Source organism: Protofrankia sp. Cj5, from assembly GCF_917627405.1.
In the GTDB taxonomy this organism is placed as follows: Bacteria; Actinomycetota; Actinomycetes; order Frankiales; family Frankiaceae; genus Protofrankia.
The window spans coordinates 1-14,201 of sequence record NZ_CAKJTO010000113.1 but is presented as its reverse complement, the minus strand read 5'-3'; the positions used below and the strand labels follow the sequence as shown (position 1 = coordinate 14,201).

General features: G+C 68.0%; 10 protein-coding genes. 1 reads left to right on the top strand and 9 read right to left on the bottom strand.

The genetic code is table 11. The features are described from left to right. The 7 genes from MJ777_RS19220 to MJ777_RS19195 form a co-directional block, all read right to left on the bottom strand. Positions 1-4,060: type I polyketide synthase (locus MJ777_RS19220; RefSeq protein ID WP_239377345.1), on the bottom strand; the 4,060-nt coding region annotated here is incomplete at its 3' end. Positions 4,061-4,283: 223 nt separating this feature from the next. Beyond that, positions 4,284-6,185 (bottom strand): dipeptide ABC transporter ATP-binding protein, encoded by a 1,902-nt coding sequence (locus MJ777_RS19215; RefSeq protein WP_370652774.1) that lies wholly within the window; start codon positions 6,183-6,185, stop codon positions 4,284-4,286. Then, the gene (locus MJ777_RS19210; RefSeq protein WP_239308017.1) at positions 6,182-7,054 is read right to left on the bottom strand and encodes an ABC transporter permease; all 873 of its coding nucleotides are present in this window, start codon (positions 7,052-7,054) and stop codon (positions 6,182-6,184) included. The genes MJ777_RS19215 and MJ777_RS19210 overlap by 4 nt, the downstream gene beginning before the upstream one ends. Next, positions 7,051-8,034, bottom strand: coding sequence for an ABC transporter permease (locus MJ777_RS19205; protein WP_255724117.1), 984 nt, complete (start codon positions 8,032-8,034; stop codon positions 7,051-7,053). Before MJ777_RS19205 ends, MJ777_RS19210 begins: the two co-directional genes overlap by 4 nt. A 78-nt stretch (positions 8,035-8,112) precedes the next feature. Next, positions 8,113-9,648 (bottom strand): ABC transporter substrate-binding protein, encoded by a 1,536-nt coding sequence (locus MJ777_RS19200; protein WP_239347407.1) that lies wholly within the window; start codon positions 9,646-9,648, stop codon positions 8,113-8,115. 526 nt (positions 9,649-10,174) lie between these two features. After that, positions 10,175-10,315, bottom strand: coding sequence for a putative leader peptide (locus MJ777_RS23225; protein WP_370651395.1), 141 nt, complete (start codon positions 10,313-10,315; stop codon positions 10,175-10,177). Between the two features lie 443 nt (positions 10,316-10,758). Beyond that, positions 10,759-12,222, bottom strand: a complete 1,464-nt coding sequence (locus tag MJ777_RS19195; protein WP_239377344.1) for an MFS transporter — start codon at positions 12,220-12,222, stop codon at positions 10,759-10,761. Between the two features lie 198 nt (positions 12,223-12,420). On the opposite strand from MJ777_RS19195, the gene MJ777_RS19190 reads away from it, so the two are divergent. Continuing rightward, the gene (locus MJ777_RS19190; protein WP_239347410.1) at positions 12,421-13,146 is read left to right on the top strand and encodes a TetR/AcrR family transcriptional regulator; all 726 of its coding nucleotides are present in this window, start codon (positions 12,421-12,423) and stop codon (positions 13,144-13,146) included. 13 nt (positions 13,147-13,159) lie between these two features. Here MJ777_RS19190 and MJ777_RS19185 read toward each other — a convergent pair whose 3' ends face one another. Both MJ777_RS19185 and MJ777_RS19180 read right to left on the bottom strand, forming a co-directional pair. Further along, on the bottom strand, positions 13,160-13,633 hold the full coding sequence (locus tag MJ777_RS19185; protein WP_239377343.1) for a nuclear transport factor 2 family protein: 474 nt from the start codon (positions 13,631-13,633) through the stop codon (positions 13,160-13,162). A 101-nt stretch (positions 13,634-13,734) separates the two neighbouring features. Beyond that, positions 13,735-14,169: an ester cyclase gene (locus MJ777_RS19180; RefSeq protein ID WP_239347413.1), complete on the bottom strand. Its 435-nt coding sequence runs from the start codon at positions 14,167-14,169 to the stop codon at positions 13,735-13,737. Positions 14,170-14,201: the final 32 nt, after the last annotated feature.

Sequence of the window (14,201 nt, the reverse complement as noted above, 5' to 3'; positions counted from 1 at the left end):
CGGTGAGGCCGTTGCTGGCACCGTCCTGGTTGACGGCGCTGCCCCGGATCACGGCGAGTATCTGATGGCCGAGGCGCTGGGCCTCCGACAGCCGCTCCAACAGGACGACTCCCACGCCCTCGGCCCAGGCGGTGCCGTCGGCGGCGGCGGCGAACGGCTTGCACCGGCCGTCGGGGGCCAGCCCACGCTGCCGGCTGAACTCGGTGAACATGCCCGGGGCGGCCATCACCGCGACCCCGCCGGCCAGGGCCAGCGTGCACTCTCCCCGCCGCAACGCCTGGCTGGCCAGGTGGATGGCCACCAGGGAGGAGGAGCAGGCGGTGTCGACGGTGACGGCCGGTCCTTCCAGCCCCAGGGTGTAGGCGATCCGGCCCGAGGCGACACTGGTGGTGCTGCCGGTCAGGAGGTAGCCCTCGAGGCCCTCGGACGCCTCGTGCAGGCGAGGACCGTATTCCTGCTGCATCGCGCCGATGAACACCCCGGTCCGGCTGCCTGTGAGGGAGGCCGGGTCGATAGCCGCCCGCTCGAGGACCTCCCAGGACGTCTCGAGCAGCAGCCGTTGCTGGGGATCCATCGCCGCCGCCTCGCGGGGGCTGATGCCGAAGAAGGCAGCGTCGAACTGGTCGGCGTCGTAGAGGAATCCGCCCTCGCGCGCGTATGACGTGCCCGGCCTGCCTGGTTCGGGGTCATAGATCCTGGCAAGGTCCCAGCCGCGATTGGTGGGGAGCCCCCCGATCGCGTCGGCGCCGGAGACCAGCAGTTGCCACAGCTGTTCGGGGGAGCCCGCACTTCCCGGCCACCGGCCGCTCATGGCCACGATCGCGATCGGTTCGTCGTTCACGGTTGTGGCCGTGGCCGTGGTCTCGACCGCGCCGGAGTGCCGCGTGCCTGTCGCGATGGCCGCCAGGTGGTGCGCAACGGCGTGGGGCGTGGGGTGGTCGAAGGTGAGGGTCGCTGGCAGTCGCAGGCCGGTCGCGGCGGACAGCCGGTCGCGGAACTCCACCGCGCCGAGCGAATCGAGCCCGAGGTCCTTGAACGTCCACGTCGCGTCGACAGCGCCTGGCAGGACGTGTCCCAGGACGACGGCGACGCATCCGCGCACGACGTCGACCAGCGCGGCCTGTCGTTCGCCCGCGGACAGCCTGGCCAGGCGTTGTCCCAGCGAGGATGAACTGTCCGCCGCGTCGCCGCGATGCTCCGCGCCGCTGTCCTGCGCTGGTTTCGGGCCGGCGTGCGTCGCTGGCTCCGAACGAGGGTGCGCAATCCTCCCCGGCGCCCGCGGGGGTTCGGCAGCCGACGTGTCGATCCAGAACCGCTCGCGCTGGAAAGGATACGTAGGAAGCCTTGTCCGCCGGGCATCCGGCCTGAATGCGGCCGGCCAGTTCACCCAGCCGCCATGGGTGTGGATCTCGGCGAGTGAGGTGAGGAACCGCCGCATCCCACCGTCGTCACGGCGCAGGGTGCCAACGGCGATGGCACTGCCCAGGCCGCCGGTGCCGTCGCCGCCAGCATCGTCGCCGCCAGCATCGTCGCCGCCAGCATGGTCAGCCCTGTCGAGGGTCTGGCGGATTCCCACCGTAAGGACCGGGTGGGGGCTGGTTTCGACAAACATCCGGTGCCCGTCGGCGAGCGCGCCGCGGATCGCCTGGTCGAGCTGGACCGGCTGGCGGAGGTTGCGGTACCAGTAGTCGGCGGTAAGCGTGGCGGTGTCGAGCAGGCCGCCGGTGACGGTGGAGTAGAACGCGATGTCCGACGTGTGGGCGGTGATCCCGGACAGGGCGTGCAGCAGCTGTTCCCGGATGCTTTCGACCTGCGCGGAGTGGGACGCGTAGCTGACGGGGATGGCGCGGGCATCGATGCCGTCGGCCCGGTATCCGGTGAGCAGTTCGTTCAGCGCGCCCGGGTCGCCGGAGACGACGGTGGACGCGGGCCCGTTGACGGCGGCGATGCTCAGCCGGTCCGCCCAGTGGGTGAGCCGGGAGCGCACGTCGGTGGCGGGCAGGGGAATGGAGGCCATGCCACCAGAGCCACCGGAGCCGCCGAGTTCGGCCAGGGCCCGGCTCCGTAGCGCCACGATTGTGGCGGCGGTCTCCAGCGACAGCGCGCCCGCAATGTGAGCGGCGGCGATCTCACCCTGGGAATGGCCGATGACCGCGTCCGGGTGAACCCCGAAGGAGCTCCAGAGCCGGGCGAGGGAGACCATCACCGCGAACAGCACGGGCTGGACGACCTCCACGTGGTCCAGGGACGGCGCGTCCGGCCGGCCGCGCAGCACGTCGTCCAGCGACCATTCGACGTGTGGTGCCAGGGCTTCGGCGCAGGCGCGGAGGTGTCCGGCGAAAACGGGGGATGTCTCGAGCAGGCTCCGGGCCATACCGCTCCATTGCGAGCCCTGGCCGGGGAAGACGAACACGACGCCCCTGGCGTCCCTGGCGTCCCGGGCGACTCCGCTCACCAGGCCGGGTGCCACCTTCCCACTGCCCAGCGCCGCGAGCCCGGCCAGGAGCTCCTCGCGGTCACCACCGAGAAGCACCGCCCGATGGGTGAACGACGTTCGGGTCGTGGCGAGCGAGAATCCGACGTCCGCCGGGCCCATCTCGGGCCGGGCGGAAACGGCCTCGCGCAGCGCCGCGGCCTGAGCACGCAACCCAGCTTCGCTTTTCGCTGATATCACCCACGGGATCACCGGCGGGCCGGCTACGGCGGTCGTGCCGGGGGCAGCCCCCTTGCCGGGGGCGCCGTCGCCGTTCGCGGCCGGACGATCGGATACCGGCTTCTCCGCGAGCACCAGATGGCAGTTGGTTCCCCCCACCCCGAAGGAACTGACCCCGGCGACGAGCGTCCTGCCCGGTCGCGGCCACGGAGCGAGGGCCTGTTGCACCCGCAGGTTGATCTCATCGAAACGGATCTCTGGATTGGGTGTCTCGAAGTTCAGGCTCGGTGGGATCTGGCGATGCCGGATACTCAGGATCACCTTGAGAAGGCCGACAATTCCCGACGCGCCTTCCAGGTGGCCCACGTTCGTCTTGGCCGAGCCCACCAGGAGCGGGCGCCCGGGGGGACGGGCCGCGCCGAGCGCCGCACCGAGCGCGGCGGCCTCGATCGGGTCACCGACCTTCGTCCCGGTGCCGTGGAGCTCCACGTACTGGAGCTCAGCGGCATCCACACCGGACCGTTCGACGGCCAGCCGCACGACCGCTTCCTGCGCTGCCGGGCTCGGGATCGTGAGCGCGTCGGTGGCGCCGTCGTTGTTGACCGCGCCACCGTTGATCACGCAGTAGATGTCATCGCCGTCGGCCAGCGCTCGGGCGAGCGGCTTGAGCACGACGACGCCACCACCCTCCCCGCGCACATAGCCGTTCGCACGGGCGTCGAGGGTGTAGGAGCGGCCGTCCGGTGACAGGCCACCGAATCGTGCGGCGGTGATGGTGCTTTCGGGCGTTATGTTCAGGTTGACGCCGCCGGCGAGGGCGAGCGCGGACTCTCCCTTGCGCAGGCTCTCGCAGGCCAGGTGAACGGCTACCAGGGAGGATGCCTGAGCCGCGTCCACCGTCAGGCTGGGCCCGGCCAGATCGAAGGTGTAGGACACCCGGTTGGCGATGATCCCACGGTTGAGCCCCGTCAGGGTGTGGCGCGTGATGGTGCGGTCGCCCTGCTGGTGGAGCAGGGTTGCGTAGTCGCTTGCGATGGCTCCCATGAATACGCCGGCCCGGACTCCCGCGAGGCTCGCGGGCAGGATGCCCGCATCTTCGACGGCCTCCCAGCTGAGCTCGAGGATCAGCCGCTGCTGCGGGTCCATGGCGATCGCTTCAGCGGGCGAGATGCCGAAGAAAGCCGGATCGAACCGGTCGACGTGGTCGAGGAAGCCGCCGGGGTGGGCGTCGGCGGCGGAGTTCCAGCGCTCGGCCGGGGTTTCGGTGATGGCACTTTGGCCGTCGGTGAGAAGCCGCCAGAATTTTTCCGGAGTCGGCGCTCCCGGCAGCCGGCAGGCAAGCCCGATGACGGCGACCGCTTCGGCCGCCCCGGTTCCTGCTCCGGGAACAGTCGGTTTGTCGCTCATACTGTGACCCTTTCCTGCTCAATGGCAAACAGAACGTGTACCGAATTCAGCGGTGCGGCCGGCCGGTGCGCCGGAAAATTCCGTCCCAGCGGCCGGACGGGGGTACACCGGAATGCGGCCGCGCACCCGCCGCGGCCGGGAAACCGAATCCCGGGTCATCCTCGGCCCACGAGGTTCTGACCCGCTTGTCATGCCGGGTCTTGCTTCCCGGAGGCGCGGGGAATCATGGGGGGACCGTCGCATGCTGGCCGACTTCAGCTTCACCAGCCTTGCCGGGCCGAGGGATCGCGGCGAGGAGCTCCTGCGTGTAGGTATGGACCGGCTGCGAAAACACCTGCCTGACATCTCCGGTCTCGACGACGCGGCCGTCCTTCATCACGAGGAGCCGGTCGCTGACATGATGGATCACCCCGAGGTCATGGGAGATGAACAACAACGCCACCCCGAGGCCGCGTTGCAGGGCGGTGAGCAGATCGAGTATCTGGGCTTGGATCGACACGTCGAGCGCGGAGACCGGTTCGTCACAGACGATCACATCAGGTGATGGTGCAAGTGCCCGCGCGATCGCGACCCGCTGGCGTTGGCCCCCGGACAGCTCCCGGGGCCGCCGCTGGAGCATGTTCGCGGCCAGGCCTACCTGGTCGAGCAGCTCGATGATCTTCACCCGTCGATCCCGTCCGCGCCGGGGGCCGGCCACCGCCTCGCCGATGATGCGTTCGACGGTGTAACGCGGGTCGAACGAACCCATCGGGTCCTGGTAGATGGCCTGGATCCGCCGGCGGTACGCCCTGCGGTCGCGCTCGCGGATCCTGCCGCCTGACTGTCCCGCCGCTCCGGCGCTAGCTCCAGCTCCGTTTGCCGTTCCGTTCCACGGCGCACCGGCGAGCCGGACGGTGCCTTCGTCCGGCTCAAGCAGGCCGAGCACGATGCGGGCCACCGTCGTCTTGCCCGAGCCCGACTCGCCGACCAGGCCGAGCGCCTCACCCACCCGGAGCTGGAACGACACGTCCCGGGCCGCGTGATGCCAGGTCTGGTCAGGGGAGCGGAACCGTTTGGAGATGCTTTCAGCCTCGATGAGGAGGCCGCCACGCGGAGCTGGCGGCCGCGCCGTCTCGACGACCGACAGCCGGTGTGGAGTTTCCTCCGGTGCCGCCATGGGGTACCAGCACAGCGCGCCATGCCCTGGTCCGGCGTCGGCTGGCGCGGGCAGTTCGTCACGGCACCTCTGGTCGGCGAGCCGGCACCGGAGCGCGTACGGGCAACCGTCCGGGCCGGCTGCGGGCTGCCCGGACGCGGCGTCCGACAGCCGGGCGCCCTTGGCGTGCATGGCGGGTGCGGCCGCGAGCAGCGCCCGGGTGTACGGGTGTCGTGGGCTGCTCAGCACACGGTCCGTCGGCCCCTGCTCGACGATCAGCCCGCTGTGCATGACCGCGATCGTGTCCGCGAGCCCGGCCACGACGGCGAGGTCGTGGCTGATGAGCAGGAGCGCCATGCCGCTGTGCTTGAGCCGCCGGAGCAGGTCGAGAACCTGTGCCTGGACGGTGACGTCCAAAGCGGTCGTGGGCTCGTCCGCGAGCAGCAGCGCTGGACCGGCGGCGATCGCGGATGCGATCAGCGCCCGCTGCCGCAGGCCACCGGAAAGCTGGTGCGGGTACTGGCGCGCACGCTGTCGGGGATCGGGAATACCCACGTCCGTCAGCAGGGACAGCACCCGGCCGCGCACCTCGGCCCGGTCGACAACCCGGTGGGTGCGTAACGTCTCGGCGACCTCCGCGCCCACCGTCCGGAGCGGGTCGAGCGAGACCAGGGCGTCCTGGAGCACCAGGCCGATCCGCCGGCCGCGCACCGCTTGCCACTGAGGCTCGGTCAGAGTGCTCAGATCCCTGCCGTCGAACACCAGCCGGCGCGCGGTGGCCGCCGCGCGGGCACCGGTGAGGCCGACGAGCGTGCGGGCGGTGACGCTCTTGCCGGAGCCGGACTCGCCCACGAGGGCGAGGCACTCGCCCCGGCCGAGAGTGAACGACACGTCCCGAACCGCCCGGACGGGCCCGGAGCCCGGATGGAACGTCACGTCGAGACCGTCGACGACAAGGAGAGGATGATCGGCGGCGCCGGGCATGGTCATCGGGTGGTCCTACCGGCGAAGTGGGCCTGCGCATATCGGCCGGCCACGTTGACGGCGATCACGGTGACGGCGATGGCCGCTCCCGGGAACACCCCGATCCACCAGGCCGTCTGTAGGAAGTCGCGGCCTTCGGACAGCATCAGGCCCCACTCCGGGGCCGGTGGCCTCGTCCCGAGGCCGAGGAAGCTCAAGGCGGACGCGTAGATGAGGGCCGTGCCGAAGCCGACCGTGGCAAGCACGAGCACCGGACCGAGCGCGTTGGGCAGGACATGGCGCGCCACCAGCAGCCCCCGCCGAAGGCCGAGCCCCACGGCGGCCTCGACGTAACCCGAGCGCCGCACCACCATCGCCTCGGCGCGGACAAGCCGTCCGTATACCGGGATCAGCGCCGCCGCTATGGCAAGCACGGTATTGGTCGTACCAGCGCCGAGAACGGCGATCACCAGCAGCGCCAGGAGCACCGGCGGCATCGCGATCAATATATCCGCCAGGCGCATGAGGACCAGATCGGCGACGCGCCCGCCGAGCGCGGCGGTCAGGCCGAGCAGCGTGCCTCCGCCGACGGCGAGCGCGATCGCGCCGAGACCGAGCAGGAGCGACGTTCGAGCGCCATAGAGGATCCGGGTGAAAACGTCACGGCCGATCTGGTCAGTACCGAACCAGTGCGAACCACCCGGAGCCGCGAGCGCGTTCACCGGGTCGGTGTCGGTCGGGGAGGCATCGGTGAACAGTCCCGGCGCGATCGCCACAACTGTGACCAACAGGAGAACCACGGCCGCGACGACCAGGGCGGGACGGCCTCTCCGGCGGCGCCGGGCACTGGGCACGGCGCCGGCCCCCAGCGGGACGACGGAGCCGACAGCTGTCACAGGGCTGCCTCCGTCGTCCGCAGTCTCGGGTCGATGACCAGGTGGAGCAGGTCCACCACGGTGAAAATGAGGACGACGGCGAAGGCCGACAGCAGGACGACCCCCAGCACGACCGGCAGGTCCCTGCTGGTCACCGCCTGCATGGTCAGCGATCCGATGCCAGGCCGGCTGAAGACCGTCTCGATCACCACCGTGCCGCCGAGCAGCGTCCCGGTCAGCCAGCCCGCCAGCGTCAGCAAGGGTGTCGCCGCGTGCCGGAAGGCGTGGCGCAGCCTGACCGCGCTCTGGCTCAGGCCGCGGGAGCGCGCGGTGACCACGAACGGCTGTTCCAGCGCGGCCTCAAGGCCCTCACGCAACACCTGACCCAGCACACCGGCCACTGACAGCGCGAGGGTGACCGCGGGCAGCACAAGCGAGGAGAGGCTCTGCGCGCCGGCCACCGGGAAGATCCGGAGCCGGAACGAGAACACGGTCAACAGCATGATCCCCAGCCAGTGCGGCGGGGTGGACAACGCCACCAGCTCCCAGGCCGTGGCGGTGGCACGCAGGGCCGGCCGCCGTCCAGCTGTCACCACCGCGGACACCACCGCGATGACGACGGCGAGGGCGACCGCGGCCACGGTGAGCTGGACCGTAGGCCAGATCTGATCGTTGATCAGTTTCGACACAGGCTGCTGGAGCTGGTAGGAGCTGCCCAGATCGCCGTGGAGGAGGTTGCCGACGTAACGCGCGTACCGTACCGGTACGGGCTGGTCGAACCCGAATTCGGTCCTGATCTGCTGCCGAATCTCGGGGGAGGCCGTGGTCGTCGGCCCCAACAGGACCGCTACCGTGTCGCCAGGGACGAGCTGGAGCGCGGCGAAGGCCAGCGTCGCAGCCCCGAGCATCACCGCCGTCCCCGCGAGCAGGCGTTCGGCAGCCCCTTGTATTATTCCCCGTCCGCTGAACAGGGCACGTCTGGTAGCCAGTGGTGAACGCATCCGGTATCCATGAGCCGATCCGTCGAGGCGAGTCCAGGGCGCGCTGATGGAAAAATATCAGCGCAGCTCGGTGAGGTGCTATTTCTTGTTACGCCAGGCGTCGTAGAAAAGTGGCCATGAGTTCGCGTCGAAGGCGATTCCCTTTACGTACCCGGCCGCTCCGATGATGGAGCTTGACGTGTACACCGGGATCACAACGGCCTTGTTGATGACCGCCTTCTGGGTCTTGGCGTAGACGTCATTGCGGGTCGCTTGGTCCAGCGTGGCCGCGCCTGTGTCGGTCCAGTTGTCCACCTCGGGGTCGCTGAGCAGCGAGGCGTTCTGGCCGCCAGTGGCCAGGGTGCTGCCGCTGTTGAAGAACAGCCGCAGCACATCCGGCTCGAACCGGCCCCAGCTGAAGTCCAGCACCTGGAACTGGCCGCCGTAGGCCTTGGTGACGTAGGTGCCGATGTCCACGGCTGGGCGGGTGATCTCGACACCTATCTTTTTGAGGTCGTCCTGGATCGCCTGGCCCAGGATGTCACGCTGTTCCCGCACGAATGCCGGCACCGTAGGCCATTCGATGGTGAGACGTATGCCGTTCCGGGTGCGGTACCCAGCGGCGTCACGACCGGTCCAGCCTGCCTGGTCGAGGAGCTGGTTGGACGTTGCCGGCTCGTAGGGCCAGCTTTTCTCCAACGTGGCGTCATACGATGGTGTGGTTGCCGAGATGGGGCTCCAGGCTCGCTTGTACTGGCCGAAGTAGACGGTACTGACGTCCTGGTCCAGGTTCACCCCTCGCTGTATGGCGGTGCGGACGCGCTCGTCGTTGAGCGGAGCCAGGGACGTGTTCAGGTAGAGGCTGTAGGGCGCGCCAGCGATATCCTTGCGCAGTACCTGAAGGTTCTGGTCGGCCTGGATGGCCTTTACATTCGCCGGTGGAACAGCGCTGATAACATCGATCTGGCCGCTGGTCAGCGAACCGACCCGTGCCGCGTTCTCCTTGAGAATGCGGATGGTCAGCGTGTCGATATAGGCGGGGCCGGTGTGCTTGCCGGTAGCCGGGGCCCAGGCGTATGCGGGATTTTTCGTCAGTACGATGCGCTGGCCCTTTGTGTAGCTGGTGAAGGTGAACGGCCCGGTGCCGACGGCGACCGGGCCGCCGCCGCACAGCTTGTCGGCATTGGCCGTCAGTGTCTTCGGCGAGTAGAAGCCGAGGTAGGCGGTGCTGGCCGCCTGGAGGAACGGGGCGAACGGCTTGGAAAAATTGACCTTGACGGTGTATGGATCGATGACGTCTGTCCCGGTGTAGGGGCCGAGCAGGCTCGCGGCGTACTGCGATTTTGTCGTCTTTGCGACTATATGGTCAAAATTGATCCGCACGGCATCGGCGTTGAAGTCGGTGCCGTCGGTGAACGTGACCCCCTGCCGCAGCCGGAAGGTAAAGCTCGTCAGGTCCGGTGCGATGTCCCAGGAAGTGGCCAGCCACGGGTGGAAGGTACCGGCATCGTCCTCCGTGACAAGGGAGTCGAAGACGTTACGCTGGATCGCCGCGGTGATGTCCTGCTGGCTGACGTGGATGTCGAAGCAGGTCGGTTCGGTGTCGATCCCGTAGGTCAGGGATCCACCGGGCACCGGTTTGTCCGCGTAGGTAGCGGTGGACCCAGCGTTCGAACCGCAGGCGGCAAGGAAGAGCGTCGCGGTGACGGCTGCTCCCGCTATGCGAGCGTGTGTGCGGCCGGGCTTTCGATCAGCGAGCCGGAGCGGCGATTTTAAACACGCGCTGCGGTGTACGGGCCTGGTAAAGCGCATGCGAGGGCTCCGAGGGGCTCGACGAGAATCAGGAGAGATGCGACGGAAAGCGGCTGGATGCCGATATCAAAATTACCCATGTCGATATCAGGAGCACGGGACAAAGCGGGACAAAAATGAACGCGGGTGAGGTGGGCGCCGGGCGAGCGGAAGCTTCGTCTCCGGTGTTTTGGCTACGGGCACATTTCGGCTGGGCGGGCATCCGTCCGTGCCAGCCAGGATGCTTGCAGGACGGATTGGGCCGCCTGGCCAGTGTGCCGAGCTGTCTTCGCGTGTCACCGAGATCCGCGGAGATTTGCGGCCGGAGTGGTCTGATGCGCTGGAACCCGCCTGGAAACCTGCCGGGAATTCAGGGCAGACAGGCCGCGCTTGATACCCGAAGAAGATCGATATGGCGTCGCGACGTGAGGAGGTGGCTGGTTGTCGACCACACTATCCAGCGCGGCTGCACAAGCCCTGGCTGGCTCTCATTGGACCTCACGGAAATCATATTAGCTATGTGCAATGATATGCGGAAGTGAAGCGGATGTGATTTGCTTCACGTCATCAGCTCAGGGGCTGCTGACGTCGTCTCCGGGTGTGCGTGGGCGCGATGCTCGCAGGCCGCGGGCAGGGATCTGGCCGGCTGCCTTGGCGCGATCGCGCTGTTCGTCGACGGCGGTGGCGGAAACATCCCTGGGAATATTCATCGGGATCTTCCGCATCGGTACGGGAATGGCGCCCGGACCGCTGGCGCAGCCGGAGCGGAATGACGATCTTTGCCACCGGCCGACAGGTTGAGTGGCGCCAGCAACAGAATGTGGATCAAGAAGTGGGGCTGGGGTGCGTGCATCGCGTGAGCGGAATTACTGGTAGGACACATGTCGCATGATTATATTTTCGCTTGGCTGAAGGCCCCGGGGTGCTGAGGTCTTCAGCCAAGCAGTCACGGTTTTAGAGCGCGTTTGAGATCGTCATTCCGGCGGCGATGCTGTCGGGCCCCTCTGGGGTGACTGCGTCCACTGTGGGTGCCACCGGTTGACGTTTGAGGGTGAGCGCGATCAGAGCGCCAGCCGCCGTGGCGGCCGCGGCGACCCATCCCCCCGTGCGAAGCCCGTCGACAATGGTTGACGGAGCATCCGTCTGGCCGGTCAGGCCCGCGCGGGCGATCGCCACGATGACGGCCAGCCCTATGGCGCTACCGAGCTGCTGGGATGTGGAAGCCAGCGCTGAGGCGACGCCCTGCTCGGCGGGCGAGACTCCGGCGGACGCCGCCACGAACAGCGCGCTGAAGGCGATGCCGGCGCCGAGGCCCCAGATGATGAGGCCGGGCAGCAACGCGGCGAACGAGCTGTTCGGTGACATACCCATGGCGAGGGCGGCCAGCCCGATCCCCGCGACGAGCATCCCGGTGAAGATGGTGGGACGGATACCCTGCCGGTTGAGCAGCGTCAGGGAGATCTTCCCGCCGACCATGGAGATCAGAGTGAGCGGCAGGAAGGCCAGACCGGCGGTAAGCGGGCTGTAACCGAGCACATTCTGCAGGTAGGTGGTGTACAAGAAGTATTCCCCGCCGAGCGTGCCGACCAGGATCAGTATGTCAATCATGGCGACGGCCAGACTGCGGTTACCGAAAAGCCGCAGTGGCGCGAGCGGGTTGCGGGTGCCCCGCTCGATGAGGACGAAGGCTGCCACAAGCGCCGCACCGACGAGCAGGGACCCGACGACCCTGCTCGAGGACCATCCTTCATCCGGTCCGCTGGCCAGGCCGAACACCACCAGGGAGATGCCCGCGGTGGCGACCACCGCGCCCGGTACGTCGAAGCCCCCGCGCCCGCCCTCGCGTGGCGGATCCGCCGGAAGCAGCCATGGCGCGATGATCGCCGCGCCCAGCGCGAGTGGCACGTTGACGAGGAAGACCGCGGCCCATCCGAAGCCGTTGGTGAGCAGCCCACCGAGGAGTGCGCCGGCGGCGAGGCCGCCGCTTGCCGCGACGCCCCAGACCGTCAGCGCCTTGTTGCGTTCTGGTCCCTCCGCATAGCTTTTATTGATCAATGACAGGATTGTCGGGAACAGCAGCGCGCCGCCCAGGCCCTGGACGGTTCGGGCGGTCAGCAGCATCCACGGCTCGGTTGCAAAGCCCCCTCCCAGCGACGAGATGGCGTAGAGCCCGAGCGCGAGGATGAACATCCGCCGCTCGCCGAGCCGGTCGGCCGCCCGGCCGCCGAGCAGCAGGAATCCGCCGAACGTCACGGCGTAGGCGCTGACCACCCATTGCAGCGACTGGGCGGTGAATCCGAGCTCACGGCCGATGTCGGGCAGGGCGATGTAGACGATGTTGTAGTCGATGGCGACGACGAACTGGGCGAACGCCAGCAGGGCGAGTTTGAGCCCGGACCGCTCCTGCGGGCGGGTCACGGAAGCATCCACGGGTTCGGTTCTTCCTGCGCGGAGTTGTCACCGGCCACGGACGTGGCTGGTGAGGCGGGCGTTGGTCGAGGCAGGCCTGATGCCCTGCGTCGGCTGTGAGGCGCTTCAACTATGAGGCGTTCGTATCCTACACGGTGTTCAAACTTACTACATGGGATAGTAGCTCAGCGCTGTAGAGTGTCAGGCGTGGAGGAGCCGACGCCGCGCCGGCGAGATCGCCTCCGGGCGGAGACCGTCCGGGAGATCAAGATGATTGCGCTCAAGCACATGGCCGCGGGTGGAGCGGCCACTGTTTCGCTGCGTGCGATCGCCCGCGAGATGGGGATGACCGCGGGTGCGCTCTACAGCTACTACGACACCCGAGACGATCTGGTCATTGCGTTGATCGCCGATGTCTACGGCCAGCTCGCGGAACTGCTGGACATGGCGCGTACCACCCGGCCCGCGGACGACCCCGGGGCTCAGCTGCTGGCGGTCGGCCTGGCCTATCGGCAGTGGGCGATCAACAACACCGGGGAGTTCCAGCTTGTCTACGGCGACCCGCTCCCCGGCTGTCAGGCTCCAGAGGGCGCGGCCGCCCTGGCCGCGGAATACCGCGCGTGCGGGGTGCTTCTGAAGATCGTCGCTGCCGCCTGGCCGGCAGTCGAGCGCAGCCAGGCTATCGACGACTATCGGTGGTCCGATTTCGATCCGGCCTTCGTCGCCATGGTCGGTGAGTCGTTCCCCGAACTGCCGCCGTCCGCGGTCGCGCTCTCGCTGCGTATCTGGGGCCGGCTGCACGGGCTGATCGCGCTCGAGGTCTACGGCCACCTGCGGCCCCAGATACTGGACCCCGCCAAGCTCTACCACGCCGAGTTGGTCGACCTGACCAGAACGCTGGGTCACGCGTCGCCGATCAGGTCGTCAGCGTAGCCCGTTATCGATCTTACTGAATCGGCAGAGGCGCCCGCGCGGGCTTTGGGCGCCATTCGTCGGTGATTGCTGTCGGCCCGATGAGACCGTCCACCCGGGGATAGCGGTGCACGGTTCTCCGATAGTTGATCCGCCATCCCCGCGGAGTGCGAGTGACAATGTCGAGGTAGTCACCATTGGTGATCGACCCGTCGGCCCGAACAGCCAGGTAGCGACTGCGTGCCCGGACAGTTCCGTCATTGTCCACTAAGATTATGGTGTCGACGGTCTGATGGTCCGCGGTGTCCGCCGGGAGCCGCCGCACATAGTCGCGGAAGGCATCGAGCCCGTGGAGGAGGATACCCTTTCCCACCCCGATCTCAATCGTGACGTCGTCGGTGAAAACCAGGCTGAGCGCGTCTGTCTCCTTGTTGTCGACAGCGTGCGCAAACAGGGCCAACGTCTGGTGGATCCCGGTGATATCCGACGTGGACAGTTCCCGCGTCATGGTGCTCCTTCGGCATGAAGACACACAGCTCAGTGGTCGGCGCCGGCAGGCCCCGAAGGACCTCCAGCGCCGATATGACGAGCAGTCGGGCCGAACGCCCCTCAGACCGGGACACCGCCAATTTGCCGCAGAATGGTGAGGCGGTCCGGAAGCACGTCATAGCTGACGATCCGGCCGTCGTGAAAGGTGATCCAGCTGATGCTGGTGCCGTTGATCGGCCTGCCGGTCGCCGGCACACCGAACACGTCACCTTTGTGGATACCCTCGATTCGCCAGAATACGACCACCCGATCATCTTCGGCCACGAGATCCGTGACGGTCGTCTTGAGATCTCCTACGGCCTCCCTCAGCCAGACGACGTGCTGGCGGAAGCCGTCACGGCCTGCTGACCAGCCTGCGCGGGCCCGGGTTTCATCGTCGGCGTCCGAGTCGATGAGGTCGTCCAGGAGCTCCAGGCGCCCGTTGTTGACGATCTCCTCATACAGACGCCGCGCCGCGGCCTTGTTGGACTCGGTCCTGGTCGTGTCAGTACTCATCAACGGCCTCCTCGGGCATGGAGAACTTCATC

What these genes read in the sequence shown, in the direction of transcription:
- MJ777_RS23225 (WP_370651395.1), bottom strand. Translation starts at nt 10,315, where the DNA reads ATGATTTCCGTGAGGTCCAATGAGAGCCAGCCAGGGCTTGTGCAGCCG.
- MJ777_RS19180 (WP_239347413.1), bottom strand. Translation starts at nt 14,169, where the DNA reads ATGAGTACTGACACGACCAGGACCGAGTCCAACAAGGCCGCGGCGCGG.
- MJ777_RS19185 (WP_239377343.1), bottom strand. Translation starts at nt 13,633, where the DNA reads ATGACGCGGGAACTGTCCACGTCGGATATCACCGGGATCCACCAGACG.
- MJ777_RS19205 (WP_255724117.1), bottom strand. Translation starts at nt 8,034, where the DNA reads ATGCGTTCACCACTGGCTACCAGACGTGCCCTGTTCAGCGGACGGGGA.
- MJ777_RS19215 (WP_370652774.1), bottom strand. Translation starts at nt 6,185, where the DNA reads ATGACCATGCCCGGCGCCGCCGATCATCCTCTCCTTGTCGTCGACGGT.